This window comes from Ectopseudomonas oleovorans (genome assembly GCF_029845265.1).
Classification (GTDB): domain Bacteria; phylum Pseudomonadota; class Gammaproteobacteria; order Pseudomonadales; family Pseudomonadaceae; genus Aquipseudomonas; species Aquipseudomonas oleovorans.
The window spans coordinates 1-23981 of record NZ_JAOCLK010000019.1 but is presented as its reverse complement, the minus strand read 5'-3'; the positions used below and the strand labels follow the sequence as shown (position 1 = coordinate 23981).

Genomic DNA, 23981 nt, shown 5'->3' with positions numbered 1-23981 from the left:
TGATGGGCGCCGGCCGCGCGGATGAAACGCAGGCCTTCAGTTCATGCGTTGCAGGCAGGCATCCAGTGCTGTGCGCCAGTCCGGCAGGCGAACCTGCCAGTCTTGTTCCAGGCGCCCGCCATCCAGACGCGAATTGAGTGGGCGCTGTGCCGGCGTCGGGTACTCGCTGCTGGGAATGGGACGCAGCCTGGCGCAGGGTTTGCCGGCTGCACGCAGGCGCTCGGCGATGGCGCTGGCGAAGCCGAACCAACTGGTCTCGCCCTGGCAGGTCAGGTGGTAGGTACCCCAGCGCTGGCGTCCTTGTTGCCACTTTTCGATCAGCTCGGCGGTGGCGCTGGCGATGCTGCCGGCCCAGGTCGGCGCGCCGATCTGGTCGTCGACCACGCTGAGCTCTTCGCGCTCCTGCAGTAGGCGCTGCATGGTCAGGAGGAAGTTGCGCCCGTATTGCGAATAGACCCAGCTGGTGCGCAGGATCAGGTGATCGCAGCCGCTGATGCGCAGCGCCTGTTCACCGGCCGCCTTGCTGGCGCCGTAGACGCCCAGCGGATGTGGCGTATCGGCTTCACGGTAAGGCGTGGTCTTGCTGCCATCGAAGACGTAGTCGGTGGAGTAGTGAATCAGCGGAATGTCCAGTTCGAAGCAGGCATCGGCGATGGCACGCGGCGCCTCGGCATTGATGGCGAAGGCCAGCTCGCGTTCCTGTTCGGCCTGGTCGACGGCGGTGTACGCGGCGGCATTAATCATCAGCGCCGGTCGCTCGCGCAGGATGATGTCGCCCAGGGTTTCCGGGCGCGACAGGTCGAATGCCTGGCGGCCGAGACTGATCAGTTCATGCTCGCGCAGGGCCAATTGCAGCTCACGGGCGACCTGGCCGGTGTGGCCGCTGATCAGAATCTTCATGCGAAGGTCTCGGCATCGGTAAGGCTCAGGCCCTGCTGGTCTTTGACCGAAAGTTGCGGCGTCAGGCCGTCGAGCGGCCAGTCGATGGCCAGTTGTGGGTCGTCCCAGCGGATGCAGCGCTCATGGGCGGGGGCGTAGTAGTCGGTGGTCTTGTAGAGGAACTCGGCGTACTCGCTGAGCACCAGAAAACCGTGGGCGAAACCCTCCGGTATCCACATCTGGCGCTTGTTCTTGGCTGACAGATGCACGCCGACCCATTTGCCGAAGTTTGGCGAGCTGCGCCGCACATCCACCGCCACGTCATAGACCTCGCCAGCGCTGACCCGCACCAGCTTGCCCTGAGCCTGCTGCAACTGATAGTGCAGGCCGCGGAGCACGCCACACGCCGAGCGCGAGTGGTTGTCCTGGACGAACTCGCGGTTTACCCCGGTGGCTTCGGCAAAGCGTCGCGCGTTGAAGCTTTCATAGAAAAAACCACGCTCATCACCGAAAACCTGGGGCTCGAGAATCAGTACCTCCGGCAATGCAGTTGCGATGACTTTCACTGCGACTCCTCCGCCAGCTTGTACAGGTACTGACCGTAGCCGGTCTTGCCCAGTGCCTTGGCGCACGCGAGTAGTTGTTCGCGGTCGATCCAGCCCTGCTGGTAGGCGATCTCTTCCAGGCAGGCGACCTTCAGACCCTGGCGTTTTTCTACCGTCTGCACGTAATGCGAGGCATCCAGCAGGCTGTCGTGAGTGCCGGTGTCGAGCCAGGCGAAGCCTCGACCGAAACGCTCCACGCGCAGGTCGCCACGGGCCAGATAGGCGTTGTTCACGTCGGTGATTTCCAGCTCGCCGCGTGGCGAGGGCTTGACCGCCTTGGCGATCTGCACCACATCGTTGTCGTAGAAATACAGGCCGGTCACGGCAAAGCTGGACTTGGGTTGTGCCGGCTTTTCCTCGATCGACAGCGCATTGCCAGCCGCATCGAATTCGACCACGCCAAAACGTTCGGGGTCGCTGACCCAGTAGCCGAAGACTGTGGCGCCACTTTCATGGCTAGCTGCACGCAGCAGTTTCTCGGTGAAATGCTGGCCGTGGAAGATGTTGTCGCCGAGGATCAGGCACACCGAGTCGTCACCAATGAACGACTCGCCGATCAGGAAAGCCTGCGCCAGGCCGTCGGGAGAAGGTTGCTCGGCATACTGCAGTTCGATGCCGAACTGGCTGCCGTCACCGAGCATCTTGCGGAAGTTGGGCAGATCTTCGGGGGTGGAGATGATCAGAATCTCGCGAATGCCGGCCAGCATCAGCACCGACAACGGGTAGTAGATCATCGGCTTGTCATAGATCGGTAGCAGTTGCTTGGACACGCCGAGGGTAATGGGGTGCAGGCGGGTGCCGGAGCCACCGGCGAGGATGATGCCTTTCATGTTTTCTATGTTCCTTGTCGATGCGTAGGGCGGGTGCAACCCGCCGCTGCCTGGCTGGCGGGTTGTACCCGCCCTACGTCTTGAGCTCTAGAGTGCTCCGAGTCGCTGGCCCTGATAGCTACCATCCTGCACGCGGCGGCACCAGTCGAGGTTGTCCAGGTACCACTGCACCGTCTTGCGCAGCCCGGTTTCGAAGGTTTCCTGCGGTATCCAGCCCAGCTCGCGCTCGATCTTGCCGGCGTCGATGGCGTAGCGCAGGTCATGGCCCGGGCGATCCTGCACGTAGGTGATGAGGTCTTCATAGCGCGCGATACCGGCCGGCTTATGCGGCGCCAGCTCCTCCAGCAACGCGCAGATGGCGCGTACCACATCCAGGTTCTTCTGTTCATTATGGCCGCCGATGTTGTAGGTCTCGCCGACCTGACCTTCGCTGACCACCTTGAGCAGGGCGCGCGCGTGGTCTTCCACATACAGCCAGTCGCGCACCTGCTGACCGTTGCCATACACCGGCAGCGGTTTGCCCGCCAGGGCGTTGAGGATCATCAGCGGGATCAGCTTCTCGGGGAAATGATAGGGACCGTAGTTGTTCGAGCAGTTGCTGATCAGCACCGGCAGGCCATAGGTGCGCTGCCAGGCGCGTACCAGATGGTCGGACGCCGCCTTGCTCGCCGAATACGGTGAGCTGGGCGCGTAAGGGGTGGTTTCGGTGAAGAGGTCGTCGACGCCATGCAGGTCGCCGTATACCTCGTCGGTGGATATGTGATGGAAACGAAAGGCCGCCTTGCGCTCAGCGCTCAGGCCAAGCCAGTAGGCGCGGGTGCTTTCCAGCAGGCTATAGGTACCGACGATATTGGTCTGGATAAAGGCCGCTGGGCCATCGATGGAGCGGTCGACGTGGGACTCGGCGGCCAGGTGCATGATGGCGTCGGGCTGGAACTCGGCCAGCGTCTGCGCGACCACAGGGCTGTCGGCGATATCCGCCTGGACGAAGCGGTAGCGCGGGTTGTCATCAACGGGGGCAAGCGATTCCAGGTTGCCGGCGTAGGTCAACTTGTCGAGGTTGAGCACCTGATGCCCGGTGTGTTGGATCAGGTGGCGAATCAGGGCTGAGCCGATGAAGCCGGCACCGCCGGTAACAAGAATACGCATTTACTGTGTCCTTGGCAATGAGTGACGGCAGGCGAGGCCCTGGATCAATTGAAAGTCGCGGAAGCCGTGGCGCAGCAGGCCACGTAGAGGCTCAATAGCCATAAGCCTGAATGGTTGATGGCGCATTTTGTACATCAACCCGTTTCGGTTGCGCGAGTCTTTTTGGCGGTAGTACGAGCACATGGCGTTCTTCAACAAAGCTGCTTTTTTGCTGGCTTTCTGGCGCCAGAAATTAACTGTGCTATTCATCAGTGCGTATATTGAAATGCCATCATAAAAGTGGTTAAGTCACGGCACAAAACAATTTGACGATATTCTGTCGGAAATTTTATTTTTTGCATTTTCTGCCTGTTTTTTGACGACACCGGATGTTCATGAACGAAAAATAAGGTGGGGAGTGACTTTTCATGCTTCTGCAATCAGCCGGTGGTTCCTTGCTGGCGCGTCCTGGGTTCATCGAATATTTCTTGGCGGCCATTCGCCTGGTTCATGGCATTACCGCCATTTTGCCTGGGTTTGCGCTTCTGGTATGGCTATCGGACGAGCCCGTGCTGACACAAAGCTACACCACGGTACTGCTCTTCTTTGGCGTTCTTACGGTAATGATGTTTCAAGCCCTGGGCGTTTACTCCGAGGAGATATTCAGTAGCCTGTTGCGCTTTCGCATGATGTTTTTCGCCTGGTCTGCAGCGTTCTGTCTGTTGCTTTTCATGCATCAGGCTCTGGCCATGTTCAGCTTCATGGAATGGCATTTCTTAAGTGTCTGGTTTTTAGCCAGTCTCTTTGCTTTTGGTGCTGAACGGTTAGTGCTGTTGGCCATCTTTCGGTACTGGATGCGCGCTGGGCAATTTCTACAAAGCGCGGTCATTCTGGGGGCGACTGAAAATGGCCTGCGCCTGGCGGAATTCATGCAGCGTCATAGTGACATTCGTTCCGGGTTGATCGGCTTCATCGACGACCGTATTGATCGTTTGCCCGATACGTTGGGTGGCCTACCGCTGCTCGGAGATAGCTGTGCGCTCGAGCGTTTAGTGCGTCAGGACCGCGTAACTCAAGTGTTGGTGGCTCTGCCTTGGTCCGCCGAAAACCGCATCGGCCAGATTGTGCACGAGCTGCGCAAGTTCCCTGTGAACGTCCTTCTGGTGCCGGACATGCTGGCCTTTCGGCATGCGCGCAATCGCATTACCGAGGTTGCGGGGCTGCCGATGTTCAATGTCTCGGAAAGGCCGCTCGATGGCTGGTCTCCTTTGATCAAGCGGCTCGAAGACCTGCTCCTGGCGCTGCTGGCTCTTGCCTTGGCCCTGCCATTGATGACCTTGGTCGCTCTGGCTATCAAGCTCGACTCTCCTGGACCTGTACTGTTTCGCCAGAAGCGTTACGGCTACAACAACAAGCTGATTGAGGTGTTCAAGTTTCGTTCTATGTACTGTGACCGCGCCGACGCCAACGCAGAGCGGCAGACCACGCGCAATGATGACCGCATCACTCGAGTCGGGCGCTTTATCCGCAAGACCAGCTTGGATGAGTTGCCGCAGCTGTTCAACGTATTGCTCGGAAGCATGTCCATGGTTGGCCCGCGCCCGCATGCTACGGCGACCAAGGCGGCCGGCATCCTTTTTGAGGATGCGGTGAAGGAATACACCGCCCGGCATCGTGTGAAGCCCGGTATCACCGGTTGGGCGCAGATCAATGGCTATCGCGGCGAAACCGATACGCTGGAAAAGATCGAGAAACGTGTCGAGTACGACCTGCAGTACATCGAGAACTGGTCGGTCTGGTTCGACCTGTACATCCTCTTCCGCACCTTGCCTGCGGTCATCTTCACCCGCGAGGCCTACTGAATGAGTGCCCTGATTCCCTGTATTGTTGCCGGCGGGGCTGGCACAAGGCTTTGGCCAGTTTCACGCGAGGCTATGCCCAAGCCGTTCATGCGTCTGGCCGACGGGCGCAGCCTGCTGCAGAAAACCCTGGAACGTGTTGCCGGCTTGGATGACGTCGCTCAACTGCTGACGGTGATCAATCGGGAGCTGTTGTTTCGCACGCTGGATGACTATCGCGCGCTGAATCAGAAGCATCTGGGGCTGGATTTCCTCCTAGAACCCATGGGGCGCAACACCGCTCCGGCGATTGCGGCTGCAGCGCTGCATGTCGTGTGTCATTACGGTGAAGACGCCCAGTTGCTGGTGCTGCCTGCCGACCACTTGATTCGCGATCAGGCCGCTTTCGTCGCCGCCATCGGACGGGCTCGCGCTCTGGCCGATGCGGGTTGGTTGGTCACGTTCGGTATCCAGCCGGATCATGCCGAGACAGGCTATGGCTATATCCAGCAAGGCGAGGTGCTGGAGGGCGGTTACCGTGTCGCCAGCTTCGTCGAGAAACCCGACCTGGCGACGGCCGAGGCTTACCTGGCCGGTGGCAAGCACTTGTGGAATGCCGGCATGTTTTGCTTCCGCGCCGATGTACTGCTGCGTGAACTACGTGAACATGCGCCGCAGGTCGTCGAGGGTGTGGAGAAGTGTCTTGCCTTGAGCGCACCGGCGCAGGGCAAGCAGGGCGTGCAGTGCGAGCTGGATGCTGAAAGCTTCGCCGAAGTGACCGATATCTCTATCGACTATGCTCTGATGGAGCGCTCGGCCAAGGTCGCCGTGGTGCCTTGTGATCTGGGTTGGAGCGATATCGGCTCCTGGCAGGCATTGCGCGAACTGACTCCAGCAGATGCCAACGGCAATCAGGTCAACGGCGAGGTTATTCTGCATAACGTGCAGGGTTGCTACATCGACTCGCCCAAGCGCCTGGTCGGTGCCGTAGGGGTGCGCGACCTGGTAGTGGTCGACACTCCAGATGCCTTGCTGATAGCTGACGCCCACTGCACGCAGGACGTCAAGTACGTTGCCCAGGAACTGAAGAAGCGAGGCCACGAAGCCTATCGCCTGCATCGCACCGTGACCCGTCCGTGGGGCACCTACACCGTGCTGGAGGAGGGTGCGCGCTTCAAGATCAAGCGCATCATGGTGCGCCCTGGCGAGTCGCTGTCACTGCAGATGCACCATCACCGCAGCGAGCACTGGATCGTCGTCAGTGGTATGGCACGGGTGGTCAACAGTGAACGCGACTTTTTGCTGAATACCAATGAGTCGACCTTCATCCCGGCCGGCCACCGCCATCGCCTGGTAAATCCTGGAGTGATCGATCTGGTGATGATCGAGGTGCAGAGCGGCGAGTACCTGGGCGAGGACGACATCGTCCGTTTCAACGATATCTATGGTCGTGCGCCGGTGAGCGAGAAGACCAGCTGATGCGTGTAGCCCTGATCATCCCGACTCGCAACGCTGGCGCTCATCTTGATCGCCTGTTGCCGGCGCTCGCCATGCAGACGCTGCAGCCGGACGAGTTCCTGGTTGTCGACAGCGCCTCGCGTGACGATACGGTGGCGCGCTTTCGCGCTGCTGGTGCGCAGGTCGAGGTGATCGAACCGGCGCAGTTCAATCATGGCGGTACCCGCCGTTGGGCGAGCGAGCAGGTCGACGCGGACGCGCTGATCTACCTGACCCAGGACGCGATTCCGGCCGACGCCGGTACCTTCGCCAACATCATCGCCGACCTGCAGGGCGAGGCCGATATCGGGGTTGCCTATGGGCGACAACTGCCGCACCCGGATGCAGGCCTGCTGGGCGCGCAGTCGCGTCGTTTCAACTATCCGCCGCAGAGCCGCACCAAGCGCATGAGTGATGCACCTGAGTTGGGGATCAAAACCTGTTTCAGCTCCGATTCGTTTTCGGCCTACCGGCGTGACGCGCTGGTCGCCGTGGGCGGCTTTCCCGAGGACGTGATCGGCAGCGAAGACGCCTACGTTGCGGCCCGCATGCTGCTCGGCGGTTATGCCGTGCGTTATGCAGCGACCGCCGAGGTGTATCACTCGCACGATTACAGCGTGCTCGAGGAGTTTCGTCGTTACTTCGATATCGGTGTTTTTTACGGACGTGAGCGCTGGATCAGGCAGGCGTTCGGTTCGGCCGGTGGCGAAGGCATGCGTTATGTGAAGGCCGAGATGGCAGCGCTGCGCGCGGCCGGCTGCCTCTACCGTTTGCCCGAAGTCTTTCTGCGCAGTGCGATGAAGCTGACTGGTTACCGTCTTGGTCAGGTGGAAATGTCTTTGCCATCAACCCTCAAGCGTCGCGTCAGTATGTTTTCCGGGTACTGGCGTTAGCCCCTACTTTGCTACAGGAAGTTCGATAAATGAAACATGTGATCTTGTTGTTATCCGTCGTGATGCTGGGGGCATGCACCACACCTGCGAGGGTTATGCTGCCTGATACGGACACCATAGAGGCCGGGCAGCAGGCGCTCGATCAGCTTGCCCTGGTGCCGCCACCGCAAGAGCGTGTGCGGGTGGGCGATACGTTACGCATCGTCCGCGATGCCGGTGAGATGCCGACGTTATCTGCCTTCAATGTCAGCACCATCTACGAGCTGACGCTGTTCACCGTACTCAATGACGGTTCAATCTATTACCCGTTCATCGGCAACGTGCAGGCGGCGCGTCGCACGCCCGGCGAAATCGCCGAATCCCTCACCGAGCGGCTTAAGGAGGTCTACCGCCAGCCCAAGGTAACGGTGAACATCAACAACGCGCCGGGCAATACCGTTTTCGTCGGTGGTGCGGTGCGCAATCCCTCGGCCGTGCCGATTCCGGCGGCCAACAACATCCAGCAGGCCATCATCGGGGCCGGTGGCGTGCTTCCCACGGCGGACAGCCGCAAGGTCGCCTTGCTGCGAGAGGATTCCGAGGGGGCCTATCACGCCTATTTCCTCGACTACAGCCAACTGCTCGTCACCGGAGAGCACGGGCGCAAGACAGTCGGGCTGCAGCGCGGCGATATCGTCTTCGTGCCCAAGTCGGCGGTCGGCGAGCGAATCGAGGGCGTGGACGTCTATCTGAACCAGCTCATTCCTTTTACCAAGTCGATGGGAATCGGCGCCAGTTACACAATCAATCGCTGAGGAGCGACACACTCATGATCGAAATTCGTTCCTTTCGCGACCTGCTGCGTCTGCTGTTTATATTCTTGCGAGAATTCAAGTGGGCGATGGGGATAACCCTGGTTGTGATCCTGCTGGGCGCATTCCTGCTGCCCGCCAAATACGAGTCCAATGCGCGATTGCTGGTGAAGCCGGGGCGTGATGCTGCCTTACCGCTGGAAATCAGCGATCGCCAGGCTATGGTGATGCCCATCAGCCAGCGTGATCCGATTGTCGACGAAGAGCGCATGCTCACCGGCCGGCCGATCGTCCGCGAGGTGGCTGAGCATTACCTGGAAGTGCTGGCCAACCAGCCGCCTCCGCCGTGGGTATGGAAGCGCATTAAATATGAAGTGAAGCGCGTTGTCGGTGCGGTTATCGATGGGGTGCGCACGGTCTTCGAAACCATCGGCGTGATCGAGGAACAGACCGACGTCGAGCGTCTGGCACGTGCCTTGGAGAAGAACTTCGAGGTCGACCATGCGCTGGGCTCGAGCGTTATGGAGATTCGCTTCACCTGGAACGAGCCGGATGTGGCGCAAGCCATTGTCGAGCACTGGATCGAAATCTATCAGCGCCAGCGTACCGATGCACTTGGCCGAAAGAGCCTGTTCACGTTCTACGAAGCGCAGAGTGCGGCCAGCGCCCTGCAGATCAAGAGCTACAAGGAACAATTACTGCAGAAGATGACCGGGCTCGGCGCCGCCAGCATCACCGACCGTTTGGAGGACCTGTCGGAGCGTATCAACATCCTGCGTGGCGAACGCTTCAATACCCAGCGCCTGATCAGTTCTTCGGACAGCGTTCTGGAAAACACTCGCAATCAACTGAAGGGGCTGCCTCAGGAGGTCGTAACGGTTCGTCAGATCGCCCTGAACCCGGCCCAGCAGGACCTGCGTCGTCTGCTCAATCAGAAGCGTCTCGAGCGCGTCGATATGCTGCGCACCTATATGACCACCGCCGAGCCCGTGCGGGCGCTCGACGAGTCGATCGCCTCGCTGGAGAAGCAGGTGGCCGATGAGGGGGATACGGTGCAGAGCTCCGAGGACCGTGCCCCTAATACGCTGTCCATTCACCTGCAGCGTGTTCTGCTCGACGAAACCAGCAATAACAAGGCATTGCGCGCTCAGCTCGCGGCTCAGGAATCTCAACTGCATGAACTAGAGGCGCAGCGCAACGAGGCGATGCGCGAGGAGCCTGAAGTGGCTCGCCTGCAGCGTGAGCTGGATGCGGCAGAGAAGAACTATGTGCTCTATACCGACAGCCTGGAGAAGTCCCGGATTGATCGCGAACTGGACAACAGTCAGATCAGCAACATCGCAGTCATCGAGGCCGCGACGCTAAACCCTGCCCGGGTCTTCCCCAAGACGCTGGTGATGCTGCTGCTGGCTTTGCCATTCTCGGCGCTGGTGGGCTTGCTGGTGGTCTATGTGTGCTACTTGCTGGATCAGCGCATCCATGATGGCGGCCTAGTGGAGTCGCGCTTTGGCCTGCCCCTGTGGACGACGCTTCCCGAGCGGAACAATTCCAGTGCCCAGACTAGCAATGCCTTCGCTGCCAGTGTCTACCGGCTGTATGGTTTCATGCCGCTCAAGCGCATCGCCAGCGATGGTTTGATGCTTGGCCTGACCTCGGCACGTCATGGCGAAGGGGTCGGCTTCGTCATCGAGCAGATGCGTCAGTTGCTTGAAGAGAATGGCCTTAATGTACGCGTAGGCGGCGCAGAGCCGGCCCAACCCGGCGAGGTCGTGCTGCTCGATGCGTCTGCTCTGCTCGACAGCCGCGAGGCGTTTGTCACGCTGCGCCGCGCGGACATGATCGCGCTGGTGGTAGAGGCACGACAAAGCTCCATTCCAGTGGTCCAGCACGTGCTGTCGATTCTCACCACCGCGTTCGGCAAGGTGGACGGCATCATCATCAACCGTCGCTGCTTCGAGGTGCCGGGCAAGGTTCTGAAAGTGATTGATCGTTTCCGAGGCGCGTTCTGATGCGCATTGCCCTGCTGGCGCCGTTGCCCCCCGAGAAGAACGGCATTGCCGATTACGCGGGGCATTTCAAGGCGGCGCTGGAAGCCGACGGGGTCGAAGTACTGGCCCCGCTGGCCGGGTGTGGCGCAGAGCCGGGGGCCGTCAACGCCCGGGTGTCATCGTTCGACTGGAGCGGCGTCGATCTGGTTCATGGCGAGCTTGGCGGTGGGCGTCTGCGTGAGTTCCACGCGCTGGAGCTGCTGCGCATGCGCTATCCCGCGCTGCCGTTGACGGCGACCATCCACGATCCCGAGCGCCTGGTATGGCGTCAGGCGAAGTTGCCCCGTGTCCTGGCCTGGACGGAACGCTTTCCGGGCCTGCTGCAGCAGGCGGCGGTGGTGCTGAATGACCCGTTCACGTTGCGTCAGGAGCGCAAGCTGGCGCACGGCATGAATCGTCTGTTCACCCTGACCGGGCTCGGGGCATCCTGCCTGCGCCAGCGCATGGGGCTTGCCGACGGGCGGGTCGCCGTGGTCCCGCACGGCAATCTCGACATAGCGCCGGCTGCCCTGCCGGACCTGGATGTGATGCGTCTGCTGTATTTCGGCTTCATCTACCGGGGCAAAGGCATCGAGGATCTTCTGCAGGCCCTGGCCAGGGTTCTGCAGGCCGACGAGTCGCTGCACGGACGCCTGCGCCTCACGCTCGCTGGTGGTACCGCAGCCGAGATGGCATTTGGCGGGCGTAATGATTACCTCGACGAGCTTCGCGAGTTGATCGGTCGCCTTCAACTGCAGGAGAGCATTGATTGGCGCCTGGACCTGCCACGCGAGGAAATCGCCCAGGTCATTCAGCAGCACCATGTCATGGTTCTACCGTACCGGGAGTCGCAGAAGCTGCGCATCCTGGGTGAGCAACGTGGCACCAGTGGTGCACTTTCCTGGGCTGCGGCCTGCGGTCGTGGGGCGATTACCTCGGACGCCAGGGCATTTGCCGAAGAGGTCAGTAGCGGAAACGGCATGACCTATGCTCAGGGAAATGTCGAGGCGCTCGCGCAGGCGTTGCAGGGTATCGCTCGTCAGCCACAACTGGCTGCGGCCTGGGCGGACCGGGCAAGCTCGATCGGGCGTGAGCGCCGGTGGAGCAGTGTTGGGCGGCGTTTTCACGAGCACTTCGACGAACTGTGCAGACAGGAGCCGATGCCATGAGAAAGATAGCCGCCGCCTTGATGATCGTTCTGCTTGGAAGCCTGTTGTTGTGGGGGATGCGGGTGGACGCCCAGATGCACGCGCTCAAGGCGCCGCGTGAGGTCGTCTGGAAGGATTTCCTGGGCGTGAATGCACAGTTCCTGTGGTTCAGCCCGGAGCGGTACAACCAGCAGATGGAGCGTTTGAAGGCGCTTGGTCTGCAATGGGTGCGCCTTGATCTGCACTGGGACCAACTCGAACTGGCTGAGGATCAATATAATGTAGCGGCCCTGGATGTACTGGTGCGTGATCTGGAGCGCCAGCAGCTCAAGTCCGTTTTCTATCTGGTGGGCTCGGCCCGTTTCATCACTACCGCCCCGCCGGAGTCTCCGTACCAGGATCAGTATCCGCCGCGCGACCCGGAGGTTTTCGCCCAGCGCATGGCGCTGCTGGCCATGCGTTACCCCAGTGTCGATGCCTGGCAGGTCTGGAACGAACCGAATCTGATCGGTTTCTGGCGCCCCGAGGCAGATGCGGCCGGCTACGCCCGCCTGCTCGAAGCCAGTACCAGGGCTCTGCGCAGCGTCGCCCCCGACAAGCCGGTGGTGGGCGCCGGGCTGGCATTCTTCAGCGATCTGCCCGGTGGCGCGAGCATGTTCGAGCAGCTCGGCCAACTGGGTGTGCAGCGGCTGAACACCATCGTTGCCTATCACCCCTACACCCAGCTGCCGGAAGGCAACATGCGTGGCAGCAACGATTTCGCCCTGCGCACACGCGAGCTCAACGATGTATTGCGCCGTTCCGGTGTACCCGCCATCTGGGCGACGGAGTGGGGCTGGTCCAGCTATTCGGGGCCCAAGGAGGCTCAGGACATCATCGGCCGAAACGGCCAGGCCGATTACGTTCTGCGGCGTCTGGCCTTGATGAGTACGCAGGATTTCGACCGGGTTTTTCTCTTCACCCTCAATGACCTCGACACCCGTGCAACCGTCAGAGACCGTGACTATGGGTTGCTTGATCTTGAAGGTAATCCCAAGCCTGTCTACCTGGCGCTGCAACGGTTCCTGAAAATCACCGGGCCGCGCCTGTTACCCGCCGAGCCCCCGCAGATCGCAAAGAAGATCGACGGGCTGTACAACATCGCCTGGAAGGACGAGAAGGGACGGAACCTGCTGATGTTCTGGGCGGAGAAGGGCGCTGAGCTTGAGCTTCCGGGAGTCACCCGCGCCGTTCTCCACGATCCGCTCACGGGGCGCGAAACGGCGCTCGGCAATGGCAGCTGGGTGAAGGTGAAGACCAAACCGTCGCTGCAGATACTGACCTGGGACTGAACCTAGATGCGTTTATTGTGGGTTCTCCCTTATTCGCCCTGGCCCACCACCAGCGGTGGCAAGACCCGCCAGTACAATCTGCTGCGCAGTCTGGCCGAACGTGGGCACCGCATCACGTTGCTGGTGCAGAGCAAGCAACCACTGAGCGCCGACGACCGGGCTATGCTCGAGCCTTTGCTCGAGCAACTGATCGTCGTGCCGCGCCGCCCGCTGCGCAGCTTCGCAAGTCTGTTCGTGGCGCTGTTCGCGCCAGCCCCTCTGCTGGCTGGTGTGAATGGTTATGCCCCACGCATGCAGGCCGCGTTCGTCGAGTTGCTGCAGCAGCGATGGGATGTCGTGCAGGTGGAGCACAGCTATACCATCGAGCCGTTGCGGAAGCCGCTCCGTGAACAGCGGCAGCCGTTCGTGCTGACCGAGCACAATGTCGAGTCATCGCTGGGGGCGGCCACCTATTCCCGCTTTCCGACCTGGGCGCGGCCGTTCGTCTGGTTCGACCAGTGGCGTTACCGGCGCTGGGAGCGCCAGATGCTCAGGCAGGCGGCACGTGTGGTCGCCGTGACCGAAGCGGATGCGGCCGTGATGCAGCGCCTGGCTGGGCAACCGGTGGCCGTGGTGGTGAATGGCGTGGACTGTGCGCAGTTCGCTGGCGCAACGCCCGACAATGCTTGCCAGAGGATCCTGTTTCTCGGCAATTACGAGTACTCGCCGAACGTCGATGCCGTGCAGTGGGCGCTGGATGAGATCATGCCGCTGCTGTGGCAACGCAACCCGCGTGCGGTCATCAGCATCTGCGGGCATGCGCTGCCGGCCCAATGGCCTGAGCGCTGGCCTGACAAGCGAATCGAGTGGCAGGGGTTCGTCAGCGATCTCCCGGCGCTGCAGTCGCAGTCGTCGGTGTTTCTTGCCCCGTTGCGCCACGGCGGTGGCTCGAAGCTCAAAGTGCTGGAGGCCCTTGCCGCCGGCCTGCCGCTGGTAAGTACCGCGCAGGGGGTGTCCGGCCTGGCGCTGGAGCCGGGGAGCGACTATTTGGCTGGCGAGACGGCGCAGCAACTGGCCGTGGCGTTGTCCGAGGTGCTGGACCAGCCGGCGGATGCCGCGCGACTCGGCCAGGCCGGGCGCGAGTATGTCCGCGTCCATCACGACTGGGCGGTCGCTGCCAGTCAGGTGGAGGCCATCTACGAAGACCTGGCGCGCCAGCCGGTATCGGAGGCGTCATGCGCATAGGCCTCGACTATCGGATGGTGGCGTCTGCGCCGATGTCGGGTATCAGTCGTCAGGTGCTGGCGATGGAGCGCGTGCTGCGCGAACTTCCCGATGTAACCCTCACCCGCTATGCCGTCGCGCCGTCAGGAGCCGATCTGCGCCAGCAGGTCTGCTGTCCGCCCTGGGATTGCGCCTCGGCTTCGATGCACCAGCCTCACAACCGGCTGCGCTTCGAGGCCTGTTTTCTGCCAGGCGAACTGCGCAGGCAGGGTATCGATCTGTACATCGCGAACTTCAACATGGGTCTGCCCCTGCCTCCGCGTCCCAAGGGCACGCGTTACGCGCTGTTGCTGCACGATCTGTTTCAGATCACGCTCAAGAATTACCACGCCAACGCTTTCAAGGCTGCGGTCTACCGTGCCTGCGACCGCCTTTCGATCAGCTATGCGGTGCGGGCGGCCGATCAGATCTGGACCCCTTCGCGCTTCACGGCCGACGAGGCGGTGCGGTTGTTTCCTGGCGTGGCCGACAAGGTTCGGGTACTGCCCAACCTGGTAGAAGGTTTCAGTGGGCAACCTGCAGCGCTTGCCCGGCCATTGCCTTCACGTTACTGGCTGGTGGTGGGCACGCTGGAGTTGCGCAAGAACATCCCATGGTTCGTCGAAGCCTGGGCGCAGGCCAGGCGTGAGTCTGCTGAAATTCCTGATCTGGTGATGGTCGGCAGCCTGGACCACTTGCCTCAGGCGCAGCGTGACCTGCCAGGCCTGCATGCCTTGTCGGGACTCGATGATGCGCAGCTTCACGCCGTGTATGCGCGAGCGCAGCGGCTCTGGCAGCCCTCATACGCCGAAGGATTCGGTCTGCCGGTTGTCGAGGCCCTGAGCCTGGGTGTGCCGGTGGCCGTGGCTCGCGGCTCCTCCCTCGATGAGGTGGCGCCTGCGATCAGCCCGCGTTTCTCGCCCAGTGATGGGCCGGCACTGGTACAGCTCATGCTGGGGCTGTCTGCGGAGCCGGCCGAGGACCCACAACTGTTGCGTCAGTGGGCTGAGCGATTCGGCCCGGCAACCTATCGTAATCGCCTGATCGAATTGATCGCGGAAGTGAGTTCGTAATGCCAGGAAAGCTAATTGCCATCGTAGTTGGCGTCGTATTTGGTGCGCTGCTGCTGTTTCTGTCCCCGGTCAAGGCCGTGGCGGCCGTCTTCGCGGTGGCGGTGGCCGTGAGCGTACTGCGCTTTCCGCTGTGGGGGCTGCTGCTGTTCGCGCTGCTTGCCACCTTCATGCCCTACGCGACGGTCAACCTGGGAATTCGTACCACGGTCAGCGAGGCGCTGCTGGCGCTGACCTGGGGTGCCTTGCTGTGGCAGGCGTTCATCTCTCCGGCCTCCCGGGTCGCGGTCACCGGCACCACCGAGCGCTGGCTCATGGTGCTGATGCTGTTCAGTATCCTGCCCTTCGTGGTGGGGCAGCTCACGACACAAGGCACCGCCAGCGGTCTGTCCAACTGGCTGCGCTGGTTGCTCAACCTTTCCGTCGTGTTCCTCGCTGCCAAGCTGCTGCAGGAGCGCAAAAACCGGGAGTTGCTGGTTGTCTGCCTGTTGCTCGGCACGTTGGCGATGCTGCTCCTGTCGATCGCGGTATTCCTGAGGACCCGCTCGGCTTCCGGCATGCTGCCGGTGCTGACGTTCTTCAGTTACGGCAACCTGGATATGCTCGGCTTCGCCCTGAATGCGCTTTCATCGCGCATGGGCTCGCCCTGGATGCACCCCAATGCTACGGGCGGCATCATGGCGCTGTTGTTGCCCCTGGCGCTGTGTTTTGGCCTTGCCAATGAAGGCTGGCGGCGCTGGCTGGGGCTGTGCGTCGCCTTGCTGGGGGCTGCGGCACTGCTGCTGTGCAGTTCGCGCGGGGCGATGCTGAGCCTGACCGTGGTACTGATCTGGATGGCGGGACGGCGAGTTCCCTATACCGGTCGCCTGTTGATGCTCGGTGCCGTGCTTGTCGTTGCGCTGGTGATGAGTTACCCGCCTCTGCAGGAACGCCTGGCGACGATCTTCTCCTCGGATAACGCCAGTACACAGGAGCGATTCGACGAATACCGGATGTTCCCCAGGGCGGTGCTTGCCTACCCGTTCGGTCTGGGCTTCAAGCTGGAGCCGCCTATCGAAGGCACTGACCTGATCGGCATCTCCAACCTGTGGCTCAACTTCATGTACAAGCTGGGGCTTGGCGGCATGCTGTTGTTCATCGCCGTCACCTGGCGCTGGTGGCGCGAGAGCCGGCCTGAGCAGGGGGCTATCGTGCTGACGCGGGACAATGCGATCTGGCTGGGTAGCCTGGGTGGTGTGCTGGCAGCGCTGATAAGCGGTCTGTTCGACCATTACTTCAGCTTCGCGGTGGTGATGATCGGCCTGTTCTGGTTGCTGGTGGGTATCAATCTGCTGGAGGCCAGGCGGCTGTTCCCTGCTCGCAAGCTCCATCGCGGATTGCAGCGCCAGCGCCTGGGTGTCGTGGTCAACGAGCGAGGCTGAGGGCGACCATGCTTGGCTCCGCCGCGTCGCTCACCCTGGTTACCCTGTTCGGCCTGGCGCTGGGCTTTGCCCGTGAGTGGCTGCTGGTCAGCGCATGGGGCGCTGGCGCGCAGAGCGATGCCTTCCTTGTCGCACTGTTTCTGCCGGAGGCGGTTCGCATGTCGCTGGCCGGTGGGCTGCTCAGTGCCGCTGCGTTGCCTCTTTATCTGGCCGAGGACGAGGTGGGGCGTCGTCGCTGGATGGGGGCGCTGTTGCCGCAGCTTGCGTTGATCGGTCTGGCCGTCGCGCTGCTGGTAGTCGTTACGGCTCCATGGATTGTCGGTGTGATCGGCCTGGGCCTGAGCGATACCGGGCAGGTCCAGGCAGGTGACACCTTGCGGCTGCTCGCGTGGTGCATACCGGGTTTCGTGCTGCATGCGCTGCTCAGTGTGCCGCTGCAGGCCAGCGAGCGCTTCGTGATGGCGGGATTGGGCTCGGTGCTGTTCAACGCACCGCCCGTGATCTATCTGGCAAGCATGGGGGCGCAAAGCAGTGTCTCCGGTGTAGCCGAGGCCTGCGTGCTAGGCAGCGTGCTGATGGCCGGCTCGCTGCTGCCCTGGCAATGGAAACAGGGCTGGAGGCCATGGCGCAGCAACGGCTCCCTGCAGGCACTTCGGCTACTGGGGCGGCGCATGTTGCCGTTGGTTGGCAGCAACGCGGCGAGCCAGGGGCTTGCCCTGCTTGAGCGTTCAGTCGCGTCGCTGCTCGGGGAGGGCGCTGTTACCTGGGTCAACCTGGCCCGCAAGCTGGTGAACCTTCCGCTGGTGGCATTGATGAGCCTCAATCAGGTGCTGCTGGGCCTGATGAGCAGCCGAGCCGATACGCAGCGTATTCCGCTGCTCAGACGTGGGGTCGAGACGGCAAGCCTGCTCGCGTTGCCGGCCGGCATCGGCCTGGTGGGCGCCGCCCCTGCGCTGGTGGCATTGCTGCTGCCGTCATCGCTGGGGGCTGATCCGCTACCGGCGCTGCTTGCCTGGTTTGCCCTGCCGCTGGTGTTCGGTTGTTGGAATGCCTTGCTCGCCCGTTATGCCTATTCAACCGGCGACACGGTTCAGCCGCTGTACTGCGAACTTCTGGGCAGCGGCGTCAACGCGCTGTTGTTGCTGGCGCTGCCCTGGTGGCTGGGGTTGGCCGGTATACCGCTAGCAGCCGTGGCAGGCGTGCTGGTCACGGCCCTGGCGCTCATGCGCCGCCAGGCGCTTCTGGGCCAGTTGGCCTGGGTGCGGTACTGGCTGTGTGCGGGCTTGTTGCTGGGTATCAGCGCAGGAGGTCTTTTTGGCGTGGCAGACACCTGGTTGCAACTGGGGCTGACTACGCTATTCGCGGCGGCGACGCTCGCCGGCATGGCATTGATACTGCGGCCCTGGCGTGCCGCCTGAGCGGTGCGGGTACGTCTCACGAACACACACGAACAGTCAGAGCCCCGTAGCGGGCTTTCTTAAAGGGGAAGCAGGGTGGAGCAGCGCTGGATTCAGATGGATATCGCCAAGGGCGTGGGTATCCTGATCATTGTGTTCGGGCATGGATGGTTCGTGGCCAGCTCGCCGGATTTTCTCTATCCGCTGCTGGCGTCCTTCATTCTGCCGCTGTTTTTCTTTCTCTCCGGGGTTTTCTTCAAAACCACTGGTACCTTCGCTGAAACGGCTATTGGCAAGGCCGATGCCCTGCTCAAACCTTTCTTCTTCACGATGTTGTTGTATGTCGTGGTGCGTGATGTGTTGCGAGGGCAGCCCCTGCTACCGGATATCGGAGGCTTGTTCTATGCCTCGGTCAGCACACTGCCCTGGCAAGCATTGTGGTTCCTGCCGCACTTCTGGCTGGCAATTCTATACAGCTGGTTGTTGTTGCGCCTGCTTGAGTCGTTGCGGTGCCCCGCTCTGATCATGTGGCTTGTCGTGGTCGTTCAGATGCTGCTGGGAATCTGGCTGCTTGGCTGGTCGTGGCATTCGCCGGTCACCTTTTTTGGCCACTCCTATAGCATACCTGGGCTGCCGTTCAGTGCCGATGTTGTTTTTATCAGTAGCGCATACTTCTTGCTTGGCTATCTATTACGCTCGGCTCTGCGTGCACATAAAACCTCGGTGATAGGTCTATTAGTCAGCATCGTATTGTTCGGCATGATTTTCTTTTTTCATCCCGTGACTATGGATTTGGCGCAACGACGTTATGATCATTGGCTGTGGACCACGTTGTTGGCAGTTCTGGGGGGGTATATCTGTTGGGCGTTGTCAGGTCTGATGACACATTGGAGCTGGCTTTCCAAAGCTATGACATATATCGGGCAATCGACTCTGGTTATCCTGATCTTCCATGGTGAGATTCAAAACAAAAGCTTCGCCTTGCTGAGATGGTTTTCTGTTCCTGACCATTTAGGTGCCGCTATTGCGCTTGTGTTTACCGTGATTGCTTCCTTGCTGATTGGTGAATTTATTAAGCGATTTAGTTTTTTGCGTGTGATGTATTTGCCTGTTTGGAAGAAAAAGAATAAGAAAAAATTGAAAAAGGCGACAGCCAGTCAGGTCTCAGAGTAAGAGAAGGGTTTTTTAATATTACGTTGGATTTGAGTTGCTCCGGCTTTTTAGGTTTATTTGTTTAGGTCAGGCCGCCAAGGCCTGACCTGTTTGTTGTTTTGTTACTAGTGGGGTTGGGTTCGCCTCCACAGGCGAAGTTATCGTTTTGAGTTCAGGAGGCGTCGGTAGTTTTTACTAGTTGTCTCGTGGCTCCTCCTAAGCGACAACCAGTCCGGCCTTGTACATTTAAGGGCCTTAACCAAGGCTTTTTTGTAATTGTCGCCCGTCCTGCCAATTGAAGGCTCGACGCCGTCTCTGCCAGCCGCTTGTTGTGGCGTTTAGAGGCATTCTGGCATGGCCGCTTGATAGATCAGTCCACCGGCGCGCAGCATGGCGACCATGCTGAACGTGAAGTCTTGCTTCTAATAATGGCGCTGGCTGTTTAGCCGAGGGTGAGCGGTGCAAAACGCTCGAACGCCATCACATACAGCTAACCAGCTAGGTCAAGGCATAGGGGAATCTGGGACCCAAAAGGCGTCGGTGAGGTAGCGATGGGGGCGCTCGTCATGCACTCCGAGCTGCTGCGCTCGATATAGACGCCACGCCCCTCTTGTCTTCGGTGCGGCGTGCCCAGTCTTCGGCATCACGCTTGGTTCGGAAGGAATTGGAACAGGTTGGCCAGCCAGTCTTGCGGATGACTGCTTTCCATGTGTCAGAAGGGGTTTACGAGGGTCGCCATATGTTCTCCGAGATGTACTCGGTACGGGACTGTAACGAAACTCTACCTCGGGAACATATGATTACGGGGTTAGGAAATTCCAAAGCCCGTAGGCTTGATGTAAATGGTGCCGGCACCAGGAGTCGAACCCGGGACCTACTGATTACAAGTCAGTATTACACACCTTTTATCAACAGCCTGCGTGGAAAATATTTCCATGCAAGAGTTCTTTTAAATGCCTGAATTAGCTAGGGATTAGCGTAATTACTGGCTTTCGTGGGTGAATATACGCGCTGTTCAATAAGTAGTCAAATCCCTACCCCAACCCTACCCCAAGGACTATAATCCCTACCCCAACCCTACCCCAAAAACGGTCAGGATTTCGGTATGAACACGCGCGTCGCCATGAATGAGCACACCCTCAAACGGCTTAAATTTGACCCGCAAAAAGGCCGTGTAGAATACCTCGATCCCCCCATGCCAGGGCACGGTACTTTTGGTGTGCGGGTCAACAAGACATGCAAAAGTTTCATCTTCCTGTACAGCTTTCATAACCATCCGCGGCGCCTGACGCTGGGCAATTACCCCGATTTGTCACTCGCCGAGGCCCGCGCCAAGGCGGCGCAGGCCGCTGAACTGCTCAAGCAGGGGATCGATCCCGGGCAGAAGAAGATTGTCGAGTTGGTCGAGTACCGTACGAGCCCGACTTTTGAGGAGGCCGTTGAAAGCTATCTGGACTGGGCCCGGGCCAACAAGAAGTCGTGGCGTGAGGATGAGCGCATGCTGCGCACTGAGTTTGTACCCCACCTGGGCAGGGCCAAAATCGGTGATGTCAGGCGCAAACAGGTGGTGGCGTTGCTCGATGACAAGGCCAAGACCGCCCCGGTGCAGGCCAACCGTCTGCTGGCCGTGATCCGCAAAATGTTCAACTTCTGCGTCGAACGCGAGATTCTCGATGCCACACCTCTGGTGCAGATCAAGAAGGTGGCCAAGGAAACGCCGCGCGAACGCAGTCTCAATCGGCACGAACTGGTGTGGTTTCTGCACCAGTTGGCCGGAGCCTCGCTGACTCAAAACACGCGCTTTGCTCTGTTGCTGAGTCTGATGCTGGCGCAGCGCTCGGGGCGCATCGTGGCCATGCGCTGGGTCGACTTTGACCTCGATGACCGGATCTGGGATCGCAGTGGCAAGTTCGAGAAGAACAACAACCCCATTGCCATTCCGCTCTCGGACGATGTGTTGAACATTCTGAATTACCTGCGTGAGCGGCAGATTCAGAAAGTGATGGCGGCAGACCCTGCGCGTTGGGCTGACAGCAAAACGTTGCCCAGTCCTGGGCAGTATGTGTTTCCTGGACGGTGGCCTGCTAAGCCGCAGACGCAGCCTTCGCTCAATCGCGCGATGCGCCGTTTCTACGATGACTATGTGAAGGATTCAGATCGCGTCGAAGAAGAGGGTCTGCTGCGAGTTGCCGATGGCTATCCGCGTCCAACCGTGCATGACTTGCGTCGCACGGCGACCACGCACATGTCCAAGCATGGCTTGGGTAAGGAGGTGCGCAGTCGCATCCTCAACCACACAGATTTGTCGGTGGATGCGATCTATGACCGCTATGCCTACTTTGAAGAAAAGGCAGTGGCTCTCCAAGGGTGGCATACCTATCTGAAGGGGTTGCTGCAGAAGGAGTTTGGTGACGTGGATTGGGTTGAGTTCTACGGGCGGCGTATGGAGGCCCAGGTGCCAGACGAGGAGGGCGATGCGTGAGATTGGCCTCTGGGCCCGGGCGTGCTGATCCCGGGCCCAGACGGCGATGGCGCTGAGGAGGGGGCTAGCGCGCGTCAATCGGTCCGAGCTGGCGGGTCATCTCCGCGATCACAATGCTGACGATGGCGCGCAGCAAGCGCATCTCTCCGGCCAGTGTCGCTTTCAGTGTCGGGCGCTGTGCGGTCAGTACGCTGTTTTCCTGCGCCACTTCTGCCAACAACTGCTTTGCCTGTGTCGAAACTTTACTCACCAAGCGAGTGATCGCTGTGCGGGCTGTTCCGGGTTTGATGCCCATCACCTCGGCAGCGGCCAGCAGCAAGGCCGGGGTCACCTGGTTCAGATGCGCTTCGCCCTCGATGGGCCAGGCCAGGGTGACGGCCTGTGGCCAGGTGTCTTTGTCGAACGCGCGGGTGCCGTAGACCGACATGCACAGCAGGTCGTAGAACGGTGCCAGGCGGACTTTGGCACCGTAGGTCAGGAAACTGAGGTTTTTCAGGTGCGCGTCTTCGTTGCCGACCAGTACGTTGAACACCAGCCACTCGAACAGGGCCAAGCGGGCTACCGCCGCCGGGGCGCAGAGTGCGGCCACCTCGGCCAGTCGGGTGACACTGCCGGCGCTGTACTTGAACTCCCGTGACAGCCCCAGCAACTGGCAGGTATCCAGGCAGTGCTGGCGTTGCCAGTGCCCGGCATCGTGGGTGCGGTCAAAGCGCGCCACCAGATAGACCGGTTCCGGGACATACAGGCGCGTCACTTCGGGCACAGCCAGACCGACACGTTTGGCTAGGGTCATCACGAACCATTCGTTGATGACGGAGTGGGCCCAGGCCCGGTCCGGGTGATCGGGTTTCAGAATGTGCGTCGAGGGACTGGAGCCCTCCGGGTCGAACAAGGTGCCGTTCCGGTAGATGACCGCCATCTTGTGCTGCGCTCCGGCCAGCGACATCTTTTTTGCCGAGCGATAGGCCAGCGGTACCTGCGGCATCTGCTGGATACGCTGGGACAGCTCCTCGTAGGGCAGAGGTTTTTCGCTGCCGTTGGCGGGGCGGGTATCGGGCGGTAGCAAGGTGAGTGAACCGGCGGACTCGGCCCCGTATACCTGCAGCAAGGCAAAGGCATCTTCTACGTTGGCAGCCGAGGCTTTGGCGAGGAGGGCGCGTTGCCCCTCTTCCGGTAGGAGGTTGTCGAAATACCACTGTACCGGACGGTGGGAGGCGCCGTCGAGGTGTTCCTCGGGTTGCAGGGGCAAGCCCGGGCACACCGCGAAGGCACTGTTACTGGCCAGCCACGCAGGAGCATAACCGAACGCCCACAGCCCATTCTGCTCGCGGATGTAGCCCACAAGTGCGTCGTTGATCCAGACGTTCAGGGTGCGCGGGGTCATGTGCGTTCACCTTGGGGCGACTTCACTTGCGCCGTAGCGGACGGTGCCGCCTGCTGCTCGCGGCGTTTGGCGAGGGTGGCTTGGGTGTCCTGGGCATACGGTTCCGGCACCTCTACCGAGACGGTCAGGCCCAGCTCCTGAATCACCTGGAAGAGTTTTCCCCATTGCACGGTCTCGCCGCCGCGCTCGACCTTGCCGAGAAAGTTTTCGCTTACGCCGATGCTGCCCGCCGCATCGTCCTGGCGCATGCGCATGGCCTTTCGGCTGGCGCGGATGATTTCGCCGAGGTCGGCAGGGGACTCAATGTCGAATTTCATAAATCCTCACAAGTGAGCGGTTTTATGGCTGGTGTAAGGCCATAGGATAAAATTCCGCATGTTCGTAAGGATTTTATATGCTTCGTGCTGATCTGCAACATAATCCTCGCATTCATGAGGATTTATACGAGATGTGGGCAGAGCGGTTCGCGGTAGAGAAGAAGGCTGTAAATGCTATTGGGCCGGAAGGGGTGACGGCTTGTAGGCGCTGGTGCCGAATAGATCCACGTGCCGACGCAAGACTGACCTACCTTTGAGTGGCAAGAATCAAGCACAGACAATGGGTCGCAAGAAATCGGACGGGGCAGTGCCATCTCGGTAACTGGGTCAATTCGGCATCAGCGCCAACAATGATCCTTCTGGACTTCAATGCGGTTAGCCGCAAAGTCGGATTGAGTCGTAAAACTATCTACTGCCGTATCCGAGAGGGTGACTTCCCGAGGCAGGTGAAGATAGGCCGAGCAAGCCGCTGGCTTCAGCATGAGGTTGACGACTGGATAACCAGCGCCGCTGCAGCGAGATAGAAAGAGGCCGGTCAAATGACCGGCA

20 protein-coding genes, 1 tRNA gene and 1 pseudogene are annotated in these 23981 nt (G+C 60.6%); 14 read left to right on the top strand and 8 right to left on the bottom strand.

Annotated features, from left to right (window positions below; translation table 11 throughout):
* Positions 1–36: 36 nt before the first annotated feature.
* The 4 genes from rfbD to rfbB form a co-directional block, all read right to left on the bottom strand.
* On the bottom strand, positions 37–900 hold the full coding sequence (gene rfbD, locus N5J71_RS11800) for a dTDP-4-dehydrorhamnose reductase (RefSeq protein WP_279916899.1): 864 nt from the start codon (positions 898–900) through the stop codon (positions 37–39).
* Entirely contained in the window at positions 897–1445 is a 549-nt protein-coding gene (gene rfbC / locus N5J71_RS11795) for a dTDP-4-dehydrorhamnose 3,5-epimerase (RefSeq protein ID WP_279916898.1), read from the bottom strand. The genes rfbD and rfbC overlap by 4 nt, the downstream gene beginning before the upstream one ends.
* Positions 1442–2314, bottom strand: a complete 873-nt coding sequence (gene rfbA, locus N5J71_RS11790; RefSeq protein WP_279916897.1) for a glucose-1-phosphate thymidylyltransferase RfbA — start codon at positions 2312–2314, stop codon at positions 1442–1444. Before rfbA ends, rfbC begins: the two co-directional genes overlap by 4 nt.
* Positions 2315–2401: 87 nt before the next feature.
* The gene (gene rfbB / locus N5J71_RS11785) at positions 2402–3463 is read right to left on the bottom strand and encodes a dTDP-glucose 4,6-dehydratase (protein WP_279916896.1); all 1062 of its coding nucleotides are present in this window, start codon (positions 3461–3463) and stop codon (positions 2402–2404) included.
* A 407-nt stretch (positions 3464–3870) separates the two neighbouring features.
* On the opposite strand from rfbB, the gene N5J71_RS11780 reads away from it, so the two are divergent.
* From N5J71_RS11780 to N5J71_RS11725, 12 genes are all read left to right on the top strand, one after another.
* Positions 3871–5304, top strand: a complete 1434-nt coding sequence (locus N5J71_RS11780) for an undecaprenyl-phosphate glucose phosphotransferase (protein WP_279916895.1) — start codon at positions 3871–3873, stop codon at positions 5302–5304.
* Positions 5305–6759, top strand: coding sequence for a mannose-1-phosphate guanylyltransferase/mannose-6-phosphate isomerase (locus N5J71_RS11775; protein WP_279916894.1), 1455 nt, complete (start codon positions 5305–5307; stop codon positions 6757–6759).
* On the top strand, positions 6759–7670 hold the full coding sequence (locus N5J71_RS11770) for a glycosyltransferase family 2 protein (RefSeq protein ID WP_279916893.1): 912 nt from the start codon (positions 6759–6761) through the stop codon (positions 7668–7670). The genes N5J71_RS11775 and N5J71_RS11770 overlap by 1 nt, the downstream gene beginning before the upstream one ends.
* Positions 7671–7699: 29 nt before the next feature.
* Positions 7700–8464, top strand: coding sequence for a polysaccharide biosynthesis/export family protein (locus N5J71_RS11765; RefSeq protein WP_003464321.1), 765 nt, complete (start codon positions 7700–7702; stop codon positions 8462–8464).
* Between the two features lie 14 nt (positions 8465–8478).
* Positions 8479–10470: a GumC family protein gene (locus tag N5J71_RS11760; RefSeq protein WP_279916892.1), complete on the top strand. Its 1992-nt coding sequence runs from the start codon at positions 8479–8481 to the stop codon at positions 10468–10470.
* On the top strand, positions 10470–11657 hold the full coding sequence (locus N5J71_RS11755; RefSeq protein ID WP_279916891.1) for a glycosyltransferase: 1188 nt from the start codon (positions 10470–10472) through the stop codon (positions 11655–11657). The genes N5J71_RS11760 and N5J71_RS11755 overlap by 1 nt, the downstream gene beginning before the upstream one ends.
* Complete coding sequence (locus N5J71_RS11750) at positions 11654–12967, top strand: GH39 family glycosyl hydrolase (RefSeq protein ID WP_003464315.1); 1314 nt, start codon at positions 11654–11656, stop codon at positions 12965–12967. Before N5J71_RS11755 ends, N5J71_RS11750 begins: the two co-directional genes overlap by 4 nt.
* Positions 12968–12973: 6 nt before the next feature.
* On the top strand, positions 12974–14191 hold the full coding sequence (locus tag N5J71_RS11745) for a glycosyltransferase family 4 protein (RefSeq protein ID WP_279916890.1): 1218 nt from the start codon (positions 12974–12976) through the stop codon (positions 14189–14191).
* Positions 14182–15282, top strand: a complete 1101-nt coding sequence (locus tag N5J71_RS11740; protein WP_003464309.1) for a glycosyltransferase family 4 protein — start codon at positions 14182–14184, stop codon at positions 15280–15282. Before N5J71_RS11745 ends, N5J71_RS11740 begins: the two co-directional genes overlap by 10 nt.
* Positions 15282–16700, top strand: coding sequence for an O-antigen ligase family protein (locus N5J71_RS11735; protein ID WP_003464307.1), 1419 nt, complete (start codon positions 15282–15284; stop codon positions 16698–16700). The genes N5J71_RS11740 and N5J71_RS11735 overlap by 1 nt, the downstream gene beginning before the upstream one ends.
* An 8-nt stretch (positions 16701–16708) precedes the next feature.
* Entirely contained in the window at positions 16709–18118 is a 1410-nt protein-coding gene (locus N5J71_RS11730; RefSeq protein ID WP_003464305.1) for a lipid II flippase MurJ, read from the top strand.
* A gap of 75 nt (positions 18119–18193) precedes the next feature.
* Entirely contained in the window at positions 18194–19270 is a 1077-nt protein-coding gene (locus N5J71_RS11725) for an acyltransferase family protein (protein ID WP_279916889.1), read from the top strand.
* A gap of 541 nt (positions 19271–19811) precedes the next feature.
* Here the strand turns inward: N5J71_RS11725 and N5J71_RS11720 are convergent.
* Positions 19812–19988 (bottom strand): annotated as a pseudogene (locus tag N5J71_RS11720) (site-specific integrase); the annotation flags it as partial.
* Positions 19989–20092: 104 nt separating this feature from the next.
* Positions 20093–20169 (bottom strand) — tRNA-Ser (locus N5J71_RS11715).
* Between the two features lie 185 nt (positions 20170–20354).
* Here N5J71_RS11715 and N5J71_RS11710 point away from each other — a divergent pair.
* Positions 20355–21731 carry a tyrosine-type recombinase/integrase gene (locus N5J71_RS11710; protein WP_003464301.1) on the top strand — a complete coding sequence of 459 codons (1377 nt, stop codon included), beginning with the start codon at positions 20355–20357 and terminating at the stop codon, positions 21729–21731.
* Between the two features lie 64 nt (positions 21732–21795).
* Here N5J71_RS11710 and N5J71_RS11705 read toward each other — a convergent pair whose 3' ends face one another.
* Together N5J71_RS11705 and N5J71_RS11700 are read right to left on the bottom strand one after the other, a co-directional pair.
* Entirely contained in the window at positions 21796–23115 is a 1320-nt protein-coding gene (locus N5J71_RS11705) for a HipA domain-containing protein (protein ID WP_003464299.1), read from the bottom strand.
* Positions 23112–23432 (bottom strand): helix-turn-helix domain-containing protein, encoded by a 321-nt coding sequence (locus tag N5J71_RS11700; RefSeq protein ID WP_003464297.1) that lies wholly within the window; start codon positions 23430–23432, stop codon positions 23112–23114. Before N5J71_RS11700 ends, N5J71_RS11705 begins: the two co-directional genes overlap by 4 nt.
* A 350-nt stretch (positions 23433–23782) precedes the next feature.
* On the opposite strand from N5J71_RS11700, the gene N5J71_RS11695 reads away from it, so the two are divergent.
* Positions 23783–23956, top strand: a complete 174-nt coding sequence (locus tag N5J71_RS11695) for a helix-turn-helix transcriptional regulator (RefSeq protein WP_082065062.1) — start codon at positions 23783–23785, stop codon at positions 23954–23956.
* Positions 23957–23981: the final 25 nt, after the last annotated feature.

Excerpts from the sequence above, each read along its gene's own strand:
- rfbD (WP_279916899.1), bottom strand. The coding sequence starts at position 900 with ATGAAGATTCTGATCAGCGGCCACACCGGCCAGGTCGCCCGTGAGCTG.
- rfbA (WP_279916897.1), bottom strand. The coding sequence starts at position 2,314 with ATGAAAGGCATCATCCTCGCCGGTGGCTCCGGCACCCGCCTGCACCCC.
- rfbB (WP_279916896.1), bottom strand. The coding sequence starts at position 3,463 with ATGCGTATTCTTGTTACCGGCGGTGCCGGCTTCATCGGCTCAGCCCTG.
- N5J71_RS11780 (WP_279916895.1), top strand. The coding sequence starts at position 3,871 with ATGCTTCTGCAATCAGCCGGTGGTTCCTTGCTGGCGCGTCCTGGGTTC.
- N5J71_RS11775 (WP_279916894.1), top strand. The coding sequence starts at position 5,305 with ATGAGTGCCCTGATTCCCTGTATTGTTGCCGGCGGGGCTGGCACAAGG.
- N5J71_RS11770 (WP_279916893.1), top strand. The coding sequence starts at position 6,759 with ATGCGTGTAGCCCTGATCATCCCGACTCGCAACGCTGGCGCTCATCTT.
- N5J71_RS11765 (WP_003464321.1), top strand. The coding sequence starts at position 7,700 with ATGAAACATGTGATCTTGTTGTTATCCGTCGTGATGCTGGGGGCATGC.
- N5J71_RS11760 (WP_279916892.1), top strand. The coding sequence starts at position 8,479 with ATGATCGAAATTCGTTCCTTTCGCGACCTGCTGCGTCTGCTGTTTATA.
- N5J71_RS11755 (WP_279916891.1), top strand. The coding sequence starts at position 10,470 with ATGCGCATTGCCCTGCTGGCGCCGTTGCCCCCCGAGAAGAACGGCATT.
- N5J71_RS11750 (WP_003464315.1), top strand. The coding sequence starts at position 11,654 with ATGAGAAAGATAGCCGCCGCCTTGATGATCGTTCTGCTTGGAAGCCTG.
- N5J71_RS11745 (WP_279916890.1), top strand. The coding sequence starts at position 12,974 with ATGCGTTTATTGTGGGTTCTCCCTTATTCGCCCTGGCCCACCACCAGC.
- N5J71_RS11740 (WP_003464309.1), top strand. The coding sequence starts at position 14,182 with ATGCGCATAGGCCTCGACTATCGGATGGTGGCGTCTGCGCCGATGTCG.
- N5J71_RS11735 (WP_003464307.1), top strand. The coding sequence starts at position 15,282 with ATGCCAGGAAAGCTAATTGCCATCGTAGTTGGCGTCGTATTTGGTGCG.
- N5J71_RS11730 (WP_003464305.1), top strand. The coding sequence starts at position 16,709 with ATGCTTGGCTCCGCCGCGTCGCTCACCCTGGTTACCCTGTTCGGCCTG.
- N5J71_RS11710 (WP_003464301.1), top strand. The coding sequence starts at position 20,355 with ATGAACACGCGCGTCGCCATGAATGAGCACACCCTCAAACGGCTTAAA.
- N5J71_RS11705 (WP_003464299.1), bottom strand. The coding sequence starts at position 23,115 with ATGACCCCGCGCACCCTGAACGTCTGGATCAACGACGCACTTGTGGGC.
- N5J71_RS11700 (WP_003464297.1), bottom strand. The coding sequence starts at position 23,432 with ATGAAATTCGACATTGAGTCCCCTGCCGACCTCGGCGAAATCATCCGC.
- N5J71_RS11695 (WP_082065062.1), top strand. The coding sequence starts at position 23,783 with ATGATCCTTCTGGACTTCAATGCGGTTAGCCGCAAAGTCGGATTGAGT.